Below are 19,223 nucleotides of genomic sequence, written 5' to 3' on the forward strand. Positions count from 1 at the left end.
GGGATTAGCAGAGAAAGGTCAGCATAACTTCCGCTGTGCAGTTTCTATCATTTTCGGGTCTATTAACCTAGCGCACAAGAATCGCTTTTATATATTAATTTCAATAGTTCAAATGGTATAATAAATGTAATAGACTAACGGAATTTCCAGGGCATGATCTATTTTTTTATATGGTCTGAAGGACGATAAATAAGAAGACTAGTTCTTTAGTAACGAGAGTGGCCATTGCCACATATAGAACAGGGGAGTGCGGGCTTCGTGATAGAATTACCCGGTTACCATACACTGCATTTAGTAAGTGATAATGGAGAGATCCAATTATATAGATTATTGCGTCATGAAGATGGGCTAAGCTTTATTGCCAAAACGACAAGCGAACCATTCCCGCGACCTGCTATGGTGGCTGCATTTCAGTACGAGTATGCTATTCTTACAGGCTTGGATGCTTTGGGAACGTTAGAGGTGTACAGTCTTGAATTCTATGCGAATCGGCCTATTATGCTCCTTAGGGATATGGGGGGTGTGACTCTCGAGCAACTATTACGCACGCGCACCAGTTCGTTAGAGCTTTCGGAATTGTTAATTATTGCAGCAGCTGCGGCTGACTGTCTTCTGCACATACATCATGCAAAAATTACACTAAAAGAAATAACTCCCTCCCAGCTATTTGTTAATCCGGATACATTAGAAGTGAAGTTTATTGATATTCGGATGTGTTCGACGAAGTCGGAACTAAGCCCTCTCTCTTTATTAACGGACCGTCCGGATTTTGTACTGCCTTACACATCACCGGAGCAAACAGGCAGAACAGGAATAACCCCCGACTATCGTTCGGACATCTATTCACTCGGTGTTACATTATATGAATGGTTGTCAGGTCACCTGCCCTTTAAGCTTCATGATGAACTAGATTCCGTATACCATCATCTTGCCAGTAAACCAGAGCCGCTTCATCACAGACTTCCTTCAATCCCTAAGGCGGTCTCCGACATCATCGGAAAATGTATGGAAAAAATGCCTGAGGAGAGGTATGTCAGTGTCTTCGGAATCAAGTCGGACCTAGAGGAATGTCTTGCCCGATTCAAGGCATCGGGTACAGTTGAAAGCTTTATGCTGGCAAGCCGAGATATCCCGGAGCGCTGGATCGTTCCAACTCATTTTTATGGCCGACGCTCAGAACAAAGGGTTTTGCTCGAAGCGTTGAAGCGAGCTGCAGGTGGAGAAGCGGAGGTTTTATGGGTCTGCGGCAGCGGAGGAATTGGGAAAACAACCTTTGTAAAGGAAACCTTGAGAGGTTCTTTACTCGAAGGGTTTTGCGCTTGCGGAAAGTTTGACCCCAATGATACTGCGCGTCCTTATGAAATATGGATTCAAGCAATGGATGAATTAGTGAGTCAACTGCTCACGGAAACCATGCTGCAAGCAGAAGTATGGAAGCTGCGTATTATCAACACACTGGAGGGTTACGGACAACTGCTGATTGAGCTAGTTCCTAAGCTGGAGCTGCTTATTGGGCCTCAGCCTGCCGTGCAGCAGCTGCCGCCGACAGAGGCCCAACGTCGTTTTCACCTTATCATGAACCGTTTTATTCAGTTATTTCTTGTGCAGGGGCGCCCTTTGGTTTTATTTTTTGATGACCTTCAGTGGGCAGATGAAGCCTCTCTGCAATATCTCGGGTATCTTCTGGAGGACAGGGATACAAAGCATCTGCTCTTCGTTGGGACCTACCGGGATAGGGAGATTACGGGGCTGCACCCGTTCAATCGCCTAGAGAAGGAGCTTGCATCGAGGCACATACGATTAAGCACTATTCATTTACAATCGTTAGAAATAGCTGATATGAAACAGATGCTAAACGATGCTATGAGATACGAAACAGATGCAACAGATGAACTGGCTGAGGTATTGCTGAATAAGACGGAAGGAAACCCGTTCTTCCTCAAGCAGTTCCTGCAGGATTTGATGGACGGCGAGCAGGTTATCTTCGATGAAACGAACCGCAGCTGGCAGTGGAATGCCAAGCTTATTATCGAAATGGATGTTCCCGATAATGCCGCTGCTTACATGTCGGATAAATTAAAGCTTCTTCCTAACCGTACGGTTCATGCATTAGGTTGCGCTGCCTTTCTAGGCAGTCGTTTCGATTTGAAAATACTTGCCTCCGTCACAGGGATTCCATTGGGTGAATTGTCTAACGTATTGGGAGTAGCGATGCGCGAGCGGCTGCTGCAGCCTGTCACTAGTAAGGACGGTATGCTGTACAAATTTCAGCATGACCGCATCCAACAGTCCGCCTATGCACTTATTCCGGAAGTGGAACGCCCCGACCTGCATTGGAGCATCGGTTTGTATCTGTCTCAACGGTTGGAGCAGGATGAAAATGATTCTATTTTCAATGCGGTGAATCACCTGAATGAGGCATGGGAGCACGCGAGTCGTGCGGATCAAAGACTGGAACTGGCCAAGCTTAATTTAAAGGCAGGCTTGAAGGCAAAGCAAGGGACCGCTTATGAGACGTCATTGAGATATTTGCGCCAAACAACCGCACTATTGGATGAGGAGAGCTGGCGCCGAGATTATTCTTTAACTTTCCGTGCTTTCCGGGAACGGGCAGAGTCGGAATATCTATGCGCCCATTTTGATACAGCGAATGAGCTGTTTGATCTATTAATTCAGAAAGCAGAGACCAAGCTGGATAAAGCGCTTGTACTCACCATGAAGATTCAGCTGGAGTCAAGCCAAGATAACTATGCTGAGGTTATCTCCTTAGGCCGTGCTACCTTGGAATTATTGAGTATTCGTCATCATTTCAATCCAAGCACGTTCCAGCTGACGGTTCAATGGTTAAAGCTGACTCGGAAAATTAGGAAGTATCCGTTCGAATCGTTGAGCCAGCTACCGCCTATGACCGATGAAGCACGCAAAATAGCTATGATCGCTTTGGTCCATACAGGCCATGCTTGTTTTTCTATTAATAAGAAGGGGTGGCTCGCCTCCTCGTTCACCATGGTTGAAATGACGCTGGATTATGGAATGACCCCGGAGGCTTCCATAGGATTCATAGGTTACGCTATGTATTTATATTTTATATTTCATAAGCATGAAGAGGCATATAAGTGGGGCATGCTTGCGTGCAGCATATCAAGACCCTACCCGGCATTGTATGTTAAGACTTTGACGTCATTTGCGTTATGCTGGGATAGTTGGCGGCAATATGATCCGAAGATGCTGGAGATTATGACCGAACATGCCGGCAAGGTAGGGCTGGAATCCGGCGATTTGTGGCACGGGAATCAGAGTGTACTCATCAATGGCGGTCTGCTTCTGAATTTCGGTCATCCACTTGAGGATATCTATAACCGGCTGATTGCACACTCAGGGGATTTTCAACGGCATAATAACAGTCTCCATTGGAAGCAGGCCACCATCTTCGTCGCGCTTCTCTCCCGGTTGACGGGGAGCCGGGCAGCGGATGATCCATTCCTCATAGAGGATATTTATAAGGAGGACTTCGCAGCTTCCGTACACGGGGATGAATTTAACATGATTCAAGAGCTGGTCCATGTACTGGAATATTTGCCTGGCTATTTGTTCGGTCATTACCGTGAGGCAAACGAGGCTCTGGAGAAGACGGCTGCGATCGTTGAGGCGCGTAAGGATAACCATGAAAACAGCGGCTTACACATGTATCAATCTTTAGTCTGGGCACAGCTGTACGAGGAAGTCTCGGCTCAGGAACAAAAAGCATATTGGGTAAACATGGGCAAATGTTTAAAAAGGCTTAAGCGGCTCGCCATGCGATGCCCTAATAATCATTTGCATAAATATTTGCTGATTAAAGCAGAAATGGCACGGGTGGCGCGAAAGCATCGTCAAGTGGAGGAACTATACGAGCAATCGATTGAGGCTGCCCGCTTGTACGGGCATATTCATGATCTGGGAATAGCCGCCGAGTGCTATGGCAAATACGGCTTGCGTCAAGGCAAGCAGCAGCTCGCTAGAGTCTATATAACAGAAGCTTATGAGGCCTTCCATCAATGGGGTGCAAAGGCAAAAACAACGGATATGGAGCAAAAGTACGGCCATTTGCTTCACATCAAACGAGAGTCGGGCCTTGAACGTGTCGATCCTCTTTCTATTGCGTTGTCTATGCAAGCTTTGTCGGGCGAAATGAAAATGAATCGCTTACTGGAGAAACTGATGCGAATCATGCTTCATAATGCGGGGGCGGAATATGGGGCTATTATATTCAACCATGAGGGGCAATGGAGGGTTGAAGCTTACGGAACAGCGGAAGAGCAATGTATCGAATCCGTCCCGTTTGAAGAGGATTCCACTCTGGTTCCGGCGGCTATTGTCGGCTATGCGGCATTAACGCAGGAGGAAGTGGTGTTGAATAATGCGGCCCAAGAAGGAATGTTTACACGGAATCAGTATGTCAAAGACAAAGGATTAAAATCTGTGCTTTGCCTTCCGATCATCCGTCATAACAAGCTGATATGTTTACTGTATATGGAGAATAAGTTGTCTTCCGGCGTATTTACACCGGAGAGGCTTGATGTGCTGAAGCTGCTGGGCTCCCAATGTGCCATCTCCATTGAAAATGCCAAGCTCTACTCGGGTATTCAAGACCTTAACAACAGGCTGGAGGATCAGGTAGAAAAAAGAACTCGAAGTCTGGAACAATCGATGCGCGAGACCTTCGCGGCACTGGTGGAAGTTTCCGTCTATGAGGAGCGGAATCGGATCGCCCACGATATTCATGATATCGTAGGGCATACGCTGACTTCGACGCTGCTGCAGATTGAAGCGGGCAAAAGGCTGCTTCATAAGGATTTGGAAAGTGCCTCCACACGGCTTAAAGAAGCGCAGGACCTTGTTAGGCATAGTTTGAATGAAATCCGTGGATCGGTTCATATGTTAAAGGAAGATAAGTATGCTGATCTCGCATTAACGTTGAATCAACTGATTCGAGATGCGGAGCGGAATATGGGGGTTGTTATTCATTCGGCTATTCATGATCTTCCGGAGCTGACGACGGCTCAAAAGAAAATGATCTATCATGCGCTGCAGGAAGGCTTGACCAATGGAATCCGGCATGGCAGGAGTCAAGAGTTTCGCTTCAGTCTGGAGCTTGTTGGCTCCTTCTTACAATTCAGGCTCGAAGATCGTGGGGTAGGAGCCGATACTATATCTGTAGGGTTTGGCTTAAAAGCCATGAGAGAGCGCGCTGAACAACTGGGTGGCAGTTTAAGTATCGAATCTTGGCCTGACCAAGGCTGTTTGCTGAAGATCGAGCTGCCGCACCCGATGAGATTGAATGGGGATAGAATATGAGTAAGATAAGGATTGTCATCGCTGATGATCAGATGCTGACACGGGAAGGGCTCAGAACCATTCTCGATTTGGAAGATGATATGGAAGTAGTTGGCGTTGCAAGGAATGGGTTGGAGGCTTGCGAATTGACGGAGGCATTGCAGCCGGATTTGGTATTGATGGATATTCAAATGCCCATGATGGATGGAATTGCTGCGTTGAAGCGCATCAAACGAAGCCAACCTCAAACCTACATTTTAATTTTGACTACCTTTGTGAATGAAGATTATATTGTGGACGGGATGGCTAACGGGGCAAGCGGGTATATGTTGAAGGACATGGATGCAGATAAAATGATAGCATCCATCCGGGATACAGTGACCGATCAGTTTATTTTGCCGGCTGCCGTGGCGGCCAAGCTGGCGCTGCATGCTAATAAGCTGATGGCAGTACAGGATTCTTGGCAGAACGCGGAGCTAAGAAAGCTGCCGACCATGAAGCTGACGGAGAGGGAAAATGAAATCGCACAGCTTATCATACAAGGGTTAAACAATCGCGAAATCGCCGAATTCCTACAAATTGCCGAAGGTACGGCACGCAATTATATTAGTAACCTTTACGGAAAATTGGAGGTCAATGATAGGGCGCAAGCGATCATTCGTTTACATACGCTAGTATGATAGTTTATAGCTTCGGATAGAGATGAACCCGGTCCGTTATGAGGAGCGGGTTTCACTTTTTTGACATACCAAAAAATTCCTTGGATGCTATAATAATGAATGAGTAGATCAAAGCGTCATTGGAGGTAGGAGCCATGAAGCTTAAAAAGACAATTTCCGTAGTGTGCATTGTCGTTGGAATTGGTGTAATGGCCTACCCGACGGTAAATGATCGTTATGAGAGCTATAAGCAGCAGCAGATTTTGAAGCAGTGGCAGGAAAGCTTGCAGTATATCGACCAGGTTGCTTCAGAGCCGGACCCGATAATCGATATATTGCCCACGCCTATTCCATTAAGTGCGGAAGCGTCGGTGGCCGAACCCAAGCCATTGAAGGCGGAGCCAACGCCGATGCCTACGCCAACGCCAATGCCTACGCCAACGCCAGTCCCTCTATCTATCGGGCAAAAAAATGTGGAAGGCATCCTCATTATCGATAAGATCAATTTGAAGCTTCCTATCATAAAGGATGCGACAGCAGCGAATCTGAAGCTGTCTGTTGCCAGTATTGCCAATACGGGCAAAGCAGGCAAAATCGGCAATTATGCCATTGCAGGACACAGGAATTTAACATATGGAAAAAATTTCAACCGCCTAGATGAAATGTCGGAAGGCGATATCATAGAAGTGGATACAGGCAGCAAGCAGTACCGTTATAAAGTAGACAGCAAGCAGTATGTTCTCCCTGAGGAAGTGTGGGTGCTGAAAGGAAACGGCAAAGATCGGGAAATTACGCTAATTACTTGCCACCCTATGGAAAATCCGACACACCGCATCGTTGTTAAAGGAAAATTGATAGAAGAGTGAGTATTTAGAACTAGTAGAGGAAATAAATGGTATGCTATACTCATAGATAACTACATAGTTTTCGGTGCTTTCCACCGATAAAGGCAAATTCAGCGAAAGCTGAAGACGCAAAGCTATAGGGCCTTCCCTGGTAAATCTACCAGAATGGCAGCCAGTTACCGAAAGGAGAGTTTATGTTTCGTAAATTAGGAACATTGTTGCTGATTGCTGCGCTTTTTCTGACCACGGCGCCTAAAGACATCCATGCAGATGCTGGACAACCTATCCTGGATAAAAGCTCTCTGAGCAGCGGAATCATTAAGGTCCATTATGCAGATTCAGATCATAAGGCCCTAGTTCGCGTAACCAAGGGAGATGTTCAAGTAGACTATAGCCTGGTGAACGGAGCATCCTATCCCCTTCAATGGGGTGACGGCAGCTACAATGTGCTGGTTGCGAAACTGATTTCCGACAACAAATATCAAGTCGTTTTACAAGAAAATATCGATGTGAAGAAGGTTAATGAGCAGGCTGTGTTCTTGCAGTCTATTTCCATTGCCAACTGGAATGAAACGACCAAAGCAGTGGTGGAAGCCAAGAAATTGACCGCTGCCGCTGCAACGGATGAAGATAAAGTAAAAGCGATTTATACCTTTTTGACGAAAAACTACAAATATATGGAGAGTAAAACGCAAACTGTAGAAGCAGGCTATATCCCTGACTTGGATGAGATTTACGATGAATCCGGCGGAATATGCTTTGACTATGCAGCTACATTCGCAGCAATGGCCAGAAGTGTAGGGATCCCAACCCGATTGGTTATGGGATACGAGGTCCATGCTCCCGATATGTATCATGCATGGAATCAAGTATTTCTAAAGGATTTGAACGAATGGGGCATTATCGACACCACCTATGATGCGTCTCGTGTACAAAACGGGCAACCAACAACTATGATAAAAAACAGTGCCGATTATGTTGTTACTTGTATCTATTAAGTAACAGCCATTCGCTTAGTTAGCGGGAATCGCAGCCTGAAGAATCTGCATTTGTGTTGATATGCAGGTTCTTTTTTTTGTGTTTAAGTATACGGTTTGCTGTTCAGAAATTATTCAGATCGGTGATTTACAATGACTCGGACAGTGAAATAATTTGGGTTATACAACTTGAAAGGGGGCGATAAGAGGGTTTCAATTCATAGTAGAATGGAGGAAGGAACCAGCCATGTGGAGGAAAAAAACTAGTGCGCTGCTGATAGCTCTATTGTTTGTGATCCAGAGCCTGTCGGGAGTCGGTTATTTGACTCAGGCTTTTGCCGCAGGCACGATTACCAGCAACATCATCAACAGCGTAACCATGACAGTTTACGACAAAGCGGGACAGGTCGTCACAGGTAATGTGTACGAGCAGGGCTCCAAAGTCCGATTGGACTACACCTGGTCTCTGCCGGATAACCATGGTTACCACAGTGGGGATACCTTTGTCTTCACGCTGCCGCAAGCATTCCTGCTCTTCAATGATATCAGCGGGTCTTTATTGAACGGTGATGAAGAAATAGGAATGTTCAGTGTCAGCAAGGCCAGTCATCAAGTGCTCATGACCTTTAACAGCTACATTGAAAGTCATAGCCGAGTTCAGGGAATCCTTACCTTGAACACACAATTTGACATCACGACAGTAACAGGAAGCACGACGCAAATCATTAAGATTCCGATTCAATCCGGAGAACAGGTGTTTACTCTCACCTTTAAGCCTAACATTGCCTCGACCATCGGGAAAAGCGGTGCTGCACAAGGCTTCAATCCGAAGAACATTGATTGGACGGTAGATGTGAACAAATCGCTGGATTCCGTTCAACAGGCGGTTGTCACCGACCCAATTCCTGTGGGCTTGGCGGTTCCGGTTACCATTGCCGTGTATAATCTGAATGTAAATCTCGACGGTACGGTATCCCAAGGCACCTTGGTGAACGCCGGAAAATACACAGTAGATACGGCAGGCAATGTTCTTAAAGTAAGCTTTACGGACAATCCTATTCAAAGCGCATACCGGATCCAGTATACTACTCCGATTACGGATGCTAATGCGGGATCGTTCGTCAATACCGCAAAGTTTGAAGGAAGCAACCAGCTCGCCTCCCAAGCTACGGCGACGGTGACCATCCAGCGCTTAAGCGATCTGGGTAAACAAGCTTCCAAGTATGATCAGGCTACACAAACCATTGATTGGGCTATCCAATACAACTACAATGAGAAGTCGATCCCTCAGCCAGAGGCATTTTTAATGGATTCTTTCAATGATTCACAGGAGCTGATTGCTGGTTCGCTGCATGTATATCCAGCCGTTCTGGATGCTTCGGGTAAAGAAGCGCTAGGAGCAGAATTGCCTGCTTCGGAGTATACAGTCAGCCTTACCCCTGCGGCGTCAGGAAAAGCAGGCTTCAAGCTGCAGTTCAAGCATGCGGTAACATCTGCATTCAAGATTACGTACCAAACGAAGGCTGTACACCGCGTTAATGACGATGCTACGGTAACGAACAATGTGTACTCAGGTACAGGAGCTACCACAGGTCCAGCCAAACAGGATATTAAGCAAGCGATTATCGTTAAAAATGTTGGATCCGTAGACTACACAGCCAGGACAGTGGCATGGAAACTTACCATTAATGGCGATAGTCAGCCCATGAGCGGCGTTAAGGTAACGGACACCTTCCCTGCAAAAGGACTGCGTCTCATTCCAGATTCGCTGGTGGTGAAAGCCAATAACGGCGCGGTGATCCCGTCGACCCAATATGTTGTAGATCCCGCCATTCAGACGGATCAAGGGTTCATACTGACATGGAATGTCCCTATTACGGAACCTGTCACGGTCAGCTACACAACGGAGTTCCATCCGGATTGGATCAGTCCGGCCGGAAGCACGACGAATTATACGAATCAAGCCCAGATCGATTGGATGGATGAAGCTTCCAACGTGAGGACGAAAACGGTGTCCGCTGTCTTCTCTCCAAGAAGTGAAGTGAAGCAGAACGGCTTCAAGAGCGGCTCCTATAATGCTTCCTCCAAAGAGATTACATGGACCGTGGGCGTCAATTACAACGGGAAGACACTTAAGAATGCCGTGGTTGAAGATAGTTTGGAATCGAAGCAGAAGCTGGTGGACGGCTCTCTTAAGCTGTACAACATGACCATTCCTGCGAATGGAAACGCAGTGAAGGGGACTGTAGTCGATAGCACTTATTACACCTATAAAATTGATAACAGCAACAAGCTGGTCGTGACGTTCTTACAACCGATTTCGACTCCGTATTATGTTGTCTTCAACACTAGTCTGGATGGAGAACTGATAGGCAAGAATATCGGCAATACAGCACAATTGTTGGATGGCGCGAATCCTGTTTCCACCAAGCTGACGGCTTCGGTAACGATCCCTCAAGGGGGAGAGTATGTTAACAAGAACGGTACGCAGGCAGGAGACAAAATTGTTTGGACGATGTACATCAACCGCGGGCAATCGACTGTTGCCGATGCCAAAATCATCGACACGCCTACGGACAATCAGCTATTGCTGCCGGATTCCTTTCACTTGTATGCCACGACCGTTGCAGCTAACGGAAGTTTGAACAAGGCGGCGGAGCTAGTCAAGGGAATGGATTATACGATTGCGTTTCATACGGATTCTAACGGCAAGCAGTCGTTTGAGCTAAGCTTTAAGAAGGAGATCCGTTCGGCTTATATTTTGGAGTATCAATCCCTTATCGTTGCCAAAGATCAAGAGACAGTGTCCAATAAAGTCAGCTTCAGTGGCAATAACGTAAGCACAGTGACCCAAGAAACGACGAAAGATATAATTGTCGGCGTCTCCGGCGGGTCGGGTTCAGGCAGCGGCAATGTTAGAGGAAAGCTGATCATTGAGAAAACGGATTCTGCCGATAGTCAGCTGCATTTAAGCGGAGCAACGTTCGACTTATACCGGAAATCGGTTTCAGACCTTGTGTATTTGGACACGCGGACAACGGATGCAGCGGGTACGATTGAATTTATTAATCTGCCAGAGGGGGATTACGCGGTTAAGGAGACGACGGCCCCATTGGGATATGATCTGTCCACAATGATACATTATGTAACTATCAATTATACAAATAGTATCATAAGGCTGCCTATATCCAATGTGAAGACATCAACCCCACCGGTCACTCCACCCGTGGATCCTCCGGTAACACCACCTGTGAAGCCGCCAGTAGAACCACCGGTAACCCCGCCGGTGACTCCACCTGTAGAGCCGCCTGTGAAACCTCCGGTAACTCCACCGGTCACTCCTGGCGGGGGATCATCGGATTCGGATTCCGGCGATTCATCGGAACCGGTGAAGCGTCCGGAATCAACAGGGACTCAAGGATCCACCGGACCCGGATCGGGCACTGCGCCAGAAGCATCAGCGAAGCCTGATCCTGCACCAGCAGAGAAGCCAGGCACTGAACCTAAGCCCGAGCTTCCCGTAGAACAAGAAGTGCCGCCGATAGAAGGCAATATCAAGGTGCCTTTAGGAGGCCTTCCGTCTAGCGATAACCAACAGCAGGAGAATGGGAATGTAACGTTAGACCCGGATGGAGCACCTGTAGAAACACTTCCTGTAACCGGGGAAGCCAGTCATTTATATATGCAGCTGACAGGCTTCTTATTGATTATCCTAGGCGCAGCATTAGGCCGGACAAGAGTGTTAAGAAACAAATAAAGGACTATGTACGACAAAGCCAGCTGCGTAAAGCTGGCTGGGGGAATCCCCCCGATGAAGAAGCGGCCATTTCCCTATAATTGACGGGAAATGGCCTTTATTTTTCTGTTGACAATCCCTATCCATGAAGATACAATCATTAACGATAATGATTCTCATTTGCACAGTGTGGCATGTCCATTAGATGCATTTTTGCAAATACTCATTGCCTGAACAGTCTATAAGAAACGACCGACCAATATTAGGGAGCAAGGAAGGTAAATGAGATGATCAGTGAAACCAAAGGGTTGTTTACCCAGAATTTAAATATAGCCTATGATGATCGATTGATCGTGAATGATTTAAATTTAACGATCCCTATCGGTAAGATTACGGCTCTAGTAGGTTCCAACGGCTCCGGCAAGTCCACCATTCTCAAAACGATGGCGAGAATTACCCACCCTAAGAACGGACAAGTTTACTTAGATGGCAAGTCCATACATGAGCAAGCAACCAAAGTGGTAGCGAAGCAGCTCGCCATTTTACCTCAGAACCCTACGGCACCGGATGGCTTGACGGTAAGCGAGCTTATTTCTTATGGAAGGTTCCCGCATCAGAAAGGCTTCGGTTCTCTTGGTAAGGAGGACTGGGATGTAATTCAATGGTCACTTGAAATAACGGGGATGGCCGAGTTCGCGGATCGTCCGGTGGATCAGCTTTCCGGAGGTCAGCGTCAGCGTGCCTGGATTGCAATGGCTTTGGCGCAAAAGACAGAGATTCTGTTTCTCGACGAACCGACCACCTTCCTAGACATGGCGCATCAGCTGGAAGTATTAAAGCTGCTGCAGAAGTTAAATGCCGAAGAAGGTCGTACAATCGTTATGGTGGTTCATGATTTGAATCATGCCGCTCGCTACGCGCATCACATGGTTGCGATTCAACAAGGCCGGGTGGTGAGTGAGGGGACACCGGAGCAGGTTATGACCAAGGATGTTCTTCGTCAGGTGTTCGGGATCGAGGCAGACATTTTAACGGACCCTCGAAGCGGTGTTCCGCTCTGCCTACCCTTTGAGCTGTTTATTAAGAGTAAAGGAACTCTTACTTCATGAATCCAGGCTTCTTACATAGGGTGTTTAAGAGTAATCGGACCCGTGTGAAGGGCTCGGTGTTTAGCGCTGTACTGCTACTAGCTATTATTGGACTGGCGCTTTCGATGTTTTTGGCTATCTCATTTGGTGCGAAGGATATGACCATCGGGACCGTATGGACGGCTATTGCCAAGTATAATCCTGCTTTGACGACGCATCAGATCATTCATGAGCTGAGGCTTCCTAGAGTGATTGCAGCGGCTGTTATGGGTGCGGCCTTTGCGGTTGCGGGAGCGTTAATGCAGGGGGTTACACGTAACCCGTTAGCAGATGCGGGGATTCTTGGAGTCAACGCAGGAGCGACATTTATGGTGGCTTTAAGCTTCGCATTTTTTCCGAATGTACCGTATACCGCCTTGGTGCTGCTGTCATTTGCGGGAGCGTCCTTAAGCGCTCTTTTTATTTTTGCGCTTAGTTCTACAACGGCTGGAGGCTTGACACCCTTAAGGTTGACCATTGCTGGTGCTGTCGTTGCAGCCCTGCTGCACTCTCTCAGCTCCGGGGTCGCGATCTATTATCAATTAAGCCAGGATTTGGCCTATTGGTATGCAGGAGGCGTTGCCGGAGTCAAATGGTCACAATTGAAGCTATTGGTACCGGTGATCACGATCACTATAGCTTGGGCACTGCTGATGAGCCGATCTCTTTCGTTAATCTCCCTGGGGGATGAGGTAGCTGCTAATCTTGGAGTTAGAACGAAGCGGGTAAGAATATTGGCCATGATAGCGGCTTTGATTTTAGCGGGGGTCTCCGTATCGGCTGTAGGTGCAATCGGGTTTGTGGGCCTCGTGATTCCACATATTTCGAGAAAGCTGGTAGGCGTCGATTACCGGTTCGTCATTCCGGTGTCTGCCGTATTAGGGGCGGTCCTGCTTGTTTTTGCTGATTTAGGAGCACGGATGGTGAATCCGCCAAGAGAGTTGGCTATCGGCGTGATGGTTGCCCTCGTAGGTGTCCCTTTCTTCCTTTATCTTGCTCATAAAGAAAGGAGGAGCTTATAGAGAATGCAGCAAATGCACGCTAGAGAGAAAAAAGCGGCTGTCGTAGGCTTTGTATTAATCCTCATCTGTTTAAGTGCTGTAATTATTAGCTTAAATACGGGGACGATTCGGCTTTCTCCTTCAGCAGTTATACAAACGCTGGTTGGAAGGGGAAGTCCGGATGACACGATGGTGTTATTTGATTTTCGACTCCCTCGTATCTTGGTGACCATGCTGGCGGGAATCGGATTGGGCATATCCGGGGCGATTTTACAAGGATTGTCGCGCAACGCATTGGCGGATCCCGGTATTCTCGGTATTCATGCCGGTGCTTCGTTAGGCCTTATTGTTTTTGTCACCTATTTTAATACAATGACAGGTGCGATCTCACTGCTTATTCCATTGTTTACGTTTGCCGGAGGTATTGTAACAGCGCTCCTGATTGTTCTGTTGGCGTATGATCGTCAAAAAGGATGGCTGCCGGTACGCTTAATCTTAATCGGAATTGCGGTTTCGGCCGGTTTCAGCGCAGCTACGTTATTTTTGTCATTAAGTCTCGATGATAAAACGTATGTATTTGCCTCAAGATGGCTGATCGGCAATGTTTGGGGGAAGGATTGGATTCATGTGTATGCATTACTTCCGTGGATCCTGTTAATTGCACCGTATGTGTTTAGTCAATCCAAATCTTTAAATGCCTTATCGCTAGGCGATGACCTGGCTGTCGGGATTGGAGCTTCCGTACGAAGACAGCGTTTGGTGCTGCTGACTGCGGCTGTAGCTTTATCTTGCGCCAGCGTATCGATGGTGGGAGGAATCGGATTTATCGGCTTGGTCGCGCCTCATCTGGCACGTCGTCTGGTAGGACCCATGCATCAGCATATTTTACCGATTTCAGGCTTGATAGGTCTTGTCATCCTGGTCGTGGCCGACACGATCGGAAGATCCATTTTCCAGCCTAACGCGATTCCGGCGGGTGTTGTTGTTGCCGCTGTGGGTGCGCCGTATTTCCTTTACTTACTTCGTAAAACCAAATAATAACCCATTGAGGAGACTTTATGAAAAAGACACTATTGATATTCAGCTTAATTCTTAGTCTGATTTTGTCCGCGTGCGGCACCAATGCGCCACAACCAAGCAAGGAAGCGGGCGGAGATAAGCCGGCTGAGAATAAAGAACCGCGGATTGCATCGCTTTCCATTCATTTGACCAATCATCTGCTAGCACTTGGCATTACGCCTGTTGGTTCCGTTGTGGGTGGGGATCTGAAAACCTTTTTACCTCACGTAGCGGATCGTCTAACAAATACGAAACAGCTTGGTGTTGCAACAGAGCCGGATATGGAAGCTTTGTTGGCGTTGAAGCCCGATGTCATTTACATCGACAAGCAATATGCCGGAGATATCGCTAAATATGAAAAAATTGCCAAAACCGTTTCCTTTGACCTAGATGAGGGAACATGGAGAGATACTTTACGAAAAGTTGCTAAGTTAGTCAACCGTGAGCAGCAGGCTGAGGATTTCCTCAAAGAAAATCAAGCTCAAGCAGAGCGCGTTAAGAAGCTGATTCAAAGCAAAATCGGTGACGGTACGGTCATGGCTGTCCGCGTAACGGCAAAAGAGCTGCGGGTGTTCGGATTCAGACGTCCGATGGGACCTATGCTGTTCGAGGACTTGGGATTGAAGCCGGCTAAAGGTGTCGAGAAGATCAGCAAAGACAAATCTTATGAAGTGATCTCGCAAGAAGTGCTTCCTGATTATGATGCGGATGCCATCTTCGTCATCGTTAACAATGAAGATGGAGCGAAAAAGCTGTATGCACAGCTGCAGTCCAGCCCAATCTGGCAGGGGCTTAAAGCGGTAAAAGCAAATCACATCTACCCTATTCCTGATCAACCGTGGTTGGATTACTCGGCAATGGGGAACAAGATGTCTTTGGATAACGCAGAAAAAATCTTTTCCAAATAATTTCTAAGTAGGGGCACCCGATGGGGTGCCTTTTGTTATCTAAATGAGCAGCACAGTTTATACTCACGAAACTAGTGCTGTCATAAAAGCTACGCATTTCTGACTATAAATAGACAAATAGGATAGGTCTACCAGCCTATGGGGGTAAATTGGTAAATGTTATAATAGTTTTTAAATCTTTTTGCTGCAAGATGTAGGAGGACGAACGGATATGAATCGTTTACTAACCATGATTTTGTCATTGTCTATTAGAGTGAAGCTGTTTTTACTTTCTATGGTCATCATAATTCCGTCTTTAGCTGTTATGGGGTACGAGGAAACCGTCAATCTGACGGCAGTGATCCAAGGCGAGGCGCTTGAGAAGGCGAGATCCGATTTGCAGACCGGACTTTCCATCATCGATATGAAATATCCGGGTAACTGGAGCATTAAAGACGGTAAGCTGTATAAAGGGGAGGCGCTGCTTAACGATAATAATGAAATTGTTGATAGAATCGGGACGCTGACGAATGGGGATACGGCTACTATTTTTCTGGGTGACACGCGAATAACGACTAACGTTGTGGTCGATGGGGCACGTGCAGTGGGTACCCCAGCCTCTGAAGCCGTTACAGAAAAAGTGCTTAAACGGGGTGAAGTCTATGTCGGGCAAGCTAATGTTGTAGGGCATACATATCAGGCCGCTTATATGCCTATCAAGGACTCTAACGGAACTATCATTGGGATGTGGTATGTCGGGGCGCCTGATGCCAATGAGCGAATTCAACAAATCAAAAAAAATACTGCTATCCAAATAAGTATTCATGCAGCGATTATTATAGCAACTGCGCTTCTGTTGAATTTCTTGTTCACTCTTGGGATTACATGGAGGATTCAAACCTCTGCTCGATTGCTGCGGCGGATAGCCGAGGGTGACCTCACCCATCCAGAAGTGCAGGTAAGGAGTCTTGATGAAACGGGAGTATTATTAAAATCCCTCAATTTGATGACGAATCAGCTCAGGGTCATTTTATCCCAGGTAAGGGATACCTCTTTTCAAGCTGCAGCGTCTTCGGAAGCGTTGATTGCAAGCGCAGAGCAAACCTGCCAAGCATCGGAGCAAATCGTCACGGCGATTCAAGAGGTAGCTGCAGGCTCCGAAGAGCAAATGTCCAGTTGTACGGAGACGAACCAAGCCGCAACCGATATTTCCAATGGCATGAAGCGGGTATCTTCGTTAATGGTGAATATGACGGAGGTCACAGCAGTAGGAAGTGATAAAGCACAACTGGGGATACAGACCTCAGCTCTTACAATGGAGCAAATGAATCTTGTTAGTCAAACGGTCGGAGATGCAGCGGAAGTGATTCGTTCATTAGGAGATAAATCCAATGATATCGGTCAAATAGTTGAGGTTATTACCGGAATTGCGAATCAAACCAATATACTGGCTCTCAATGCCGCGATTGAAGCGACAAGAGCAGGGGAACATGGAAAAGGCTTTGCGGTAGTTGCCGACGAAGTGAGGAAGCTAGCTGAGCAAACAGGTCATGCCGCAGGGGAGATCCGGGGGCTCATCGAGCAAGTTCAAGCATATTCGCGTAAAGCGATTCAGTCTATGGATCAAGGAACCCATGTGGTCCAGGAAGGGATCCATCGGGTCAACCAATCGAGCGATGCATTCCAAGAAATTGGAGGTGCTATGAGGGATATTTCCTCCCAATCGCAAGAGGTTTCAATCATCATAGAACATATTCATGAACGCTATCAAAGTATGGTACAGTTGTTGGAGCAGGTTACGTTCATCGCAGAGCGAAATGCGGTCAATACACAAAATGTAGCCGCATCAGCCGAGGAACAAAATGCTTGCATGGAAGAGGTTGCGTCTTCGGCCGAATCAGTAGGGCACACGGCGACGGAGCTGCGCTCCTTAATTCAATCGTTCAAGCTGTAGGCGATGCTAACAACTGCTGGAGATCCTATGGTGGTATGAACGTTGTGTATGAGGTGAAGGAGGTTATCGAATGGATATGAAACTACATTCTTTATTTCGACCGATACAAGCTAACGGAAGAAGACCTTCCAATCCATATAGGGAATGGCTGCCTTCACCTATTCTCCAACCGTATATCTCCTGTTACTGGGCTTCAGAGCCGCTCCTAACGGCTGATAAAGCTAATGAAATGAATTCGCTATCCGTCGATCGAGTGATCCCGGATGGCTGCACCGATATTTTGTTTGAGCAGGATCTTAAGGGAAATAGTTATAGAATCCGATATTGCGGGATATTCGATAGCCCATTCACCATTGTTTATGATACCGATCATCCCGTTCGCAAGCTGGGTGTCCGTTTTTTCCCCGGAGGTGCTCATTTATTCTTGAAAGCATCTCTTTCGGAATTTACTAACCAGTTCTGTTCGTTAGATGCCATAGGAGTATGTGCAGAGGGGGAACTAGGGGAGCAAGTATTTGCGGAAAATACGATGGAAGCCAGAATTCGAATTATAGAACAGCATTTGATCAAGTTATTTCATGCAAGGAACACGGTAGAAGATCATCTGATGAAAAACCTGCTGTATCGCATCCTTGATGCCGGAGGGAACCTTCCGATCGCACGGCTAGCGGAGTCTGAATATATCAGCCCTCGACAAATGCACCGCAAATTTAACCAATGGATCGGGCTCAGTCCCAAAAGGTTTAGCGAAATTATTCGCTTCCAGACAGTGGTCAGAGATATTCGCCAAAGACAATATAGCGATTGGTCCATGGCTGCACTGCAGCACGGTTTTTTTGATCAAGCACATTTGAACCATGAGTTTAAACGATTTTACGGGGAAACGCCTTCAGCAGCGGCAGAAGAATATCGCAGCATGTCCGTTTTATACAATACCTCTCCAATCTGAGAGGGTAGAATAAAACTACGATGACAGTTTCATTATCACTTTGTATGAAAGGGAGAATGGTGACATGGCTGCAATATATCATTCACAAACACTGAGCGTGACAATACAACACGAGCCTGGGCAGGTGTACGAATACGTGCACAACTTGAGTAACTTTCCTGAATGGGCGACCTCCTTTTGTCTTTCGATTCGAGAGTCAGGGGAACGATGGATTATGGAGACGCCGGAAGGACAAGCAACCATACGTTTTGTGGCAAAGAACAACTACGGTGTGCTGGACCATTACGTAGGCACATTGTCAGGTGACGAAATTTTGGTGTCGATGCGTGTTGTTGCAAATGGCTCTGGCAGCGAGGTGCTGTTTACGGCATTTCAACTGCCGGGAATGTCGGATGAGAAGTTTGCGGAAGATCAGGGTATGGTTTGGCGAGATATGGAAACGTTGAAAAGGGTGTTAGAAGGCCGGGTAGACTGAGGAGTACCGAGGGGCTCCTTCAGATTAGTTGAGAAACTGGTGGAGATCCAGATGCATATGCATATGTGGCATTTCGGTGGGATATCCCCCTCCAGCCGCTGCCGCTCCTAGAGGGGACACCCCACCTATCGCCATATTTTCTGTAATAATAGGTTTCTCAACAACGCAGGAGTACCCAATCGGTACTCCTTTTTCTATTTAATAGGAAAGTACCTCTATAAAGTTCACGAAGAGTTCC

General features: G+C 47.0%; 12 protein-coding genes and 1 riboswitch. All 12 genes read left to right on the forward strand.

Translation table 11 applies throughout. From position 1 onward, the window contains the following. The first annotated feature begins 258 nt into the window (after nt 1–258). Complete coding sequence (locus QMA13_RS01525; RefSeq protein ID WP_282939045.1) at nt 259–5,337, forward strand: AAA family ATPase; 5,079 nt, start codon at nt 259–261, stop codon at nt 5,335–5,337. After that, nucleotides 5,334–5,996 carry a response regulator transcription factor gene (locus QMA13_RS01530; protein WP_282939047.1) on the forward strand — a complete coding sequence of 221 codons (663 nt, stop codon included), beginning with the start codon at nt 5,334–5,336 and terminating at the stop codon, nt 5,994–5,996. Before QMA13_RS01525 ends, QMA13_RS01530 begins: the two co-directional genes overlap by 4 nt. 134 nt (nt 5,997–6,130) lie before the next feature. Then, a complete protein-coding gene (locus QMA13_RS01535) occupies nt 6,131–6,841 on the forward strand; it encodes a class D sortase (RefSeq protein WP_282939049.1) in 711 nt (236 codons plus the stop codon). Nucleotides 6,842–6,913: 72 nt separating this feature from the next. Then, nucleotides 6,914–7,004: riboswitch (cyclic di-GMP riboswitch) on the forward strand. 10 nt (nt 7,005–7,014) lie between these two features. Then, nucleotides 7,015–7,818 (forward strand): transglutaminase-like domain-containing protein, encoded by an 804-nt coding sequence (locus QMA13_RS01540; protein ID WP_282939050.1) that lies wholly within the window; start codon nt 7,015–7,017, stop codon nt 7,816–7,818. A 226-nt stretch (nt 7,819–8,044) separates the two neighbouring features. After that, complete coding sequence (locus tag QMA13_RS01545) at nt 8,045–11,554, forward strand: collagen binding domain-containing protein (RefSeq protein ID WP_282939052.1); 3,510 nt, start codon at nt 8,045–8,047, stop codon at nt 11,552–11,554. Between the two features lie 266 nt (nt 11,555–11,820). Continuing rightward, complete coding sequence (locus QMA13_RS01550) at nt 11,821–12,642, forward strand: ABC transporter ATP-binding protein (protein WP_282939054.1); 822 nt, start codon at nt 11,821–11,823, stop codon at nt 12,640–12,642. Continuing rightward, the gene (locus tag QMA13_RS01555; protein WP_282939056.1) at nt 12,639–13,682 is read left to right on the forward strand and encodes a FecCD family ABC transporter permease; all 1,044 of its coding nucleotides are present in this window, start codon (nt 12,639–12,641) and stop codon (nt 13,680–13,682) included. Before QMA13_RS01550 ends, QMA13_RS01555 begins: the two co-directional genes overlap by 4 nt. A gap of 3 nt (nt 13,683–13,685) precedes the next feature. Beyond that, nucleotides 13,686–14,699 carry a FecCD family ABC transporter permease gene (locus QMA13_RS01560; protein ID WP_282939058.1) on the forward strand — a complete coding sequence of 338 codons (1,014 nt, stop codon included), beginning with the start codon at nt 13,686–13,688 and terminating at the stop codon, nt 14,697–14,699. A 20-nt stretch (nt 14,700–14,719) separates the two neighbouring features. Beyond that, entirely contained in the window at nt 14,720–15,628 is a 909-nt protein-coding gene (locus QMA13_RS01565) for an iron-hydroxamate ABC transporter substrate-binding protein (RefSeq protein ID WP_282939059.1), read from the forward strand. Nucleotides 15,629–15,839: 211 nt separating this feature from the next. Next, the gene (locus QMA13_RS01570; protein ID WP_282939060.1) at nt 15,840–17,561 is read left to right on the forward strand and encodes a methyl-accepting chemotaxis protein; all 1,722 of its coding nucleotides are present in this window, start codon (nt 15,840–15,842) and stop codon (nt 17,559–17,561) included. Between the two features lie 70 nt (nt 17,562–17,631). Next, nucleotides 17,632–18,510 carry a helix-turn-helix transcriptional regulator gene (locus tag QMA13_RS01575; RefSeq protein ID WP_282939061.1) on the forward strand — a complete coding sequence of 293 codons (879 nt, stop codon included), beginning with the start codon at nt 17,632–17,634 and terminating at the stop codon, nt 18,508–18,510. Between the two features lie 64 nt (nt 18,511–18,574). Next, nucleotides 18,575–18,985, forward strand: a complete 411-nt coding sequence (locus QMA13_RS01580) for a hypothetical protein (protein WP_282939063.1) — start codon at nt 18,575–18,577, stop codon at nt 18,983–18,985. Nucleotides 18,986–19,223: the final 238 nt, after the last annotated feature.

Origin of the sequence: Paenibacillus sp. RC67 (genome assembly GCF_030020805.1) — a bacterium.
Classification (GTDB): domain Bacteria; phylum Bacillota; class Bacilli; order Paenibacillales; family NBRC-103111; genus Paenibacillus_S.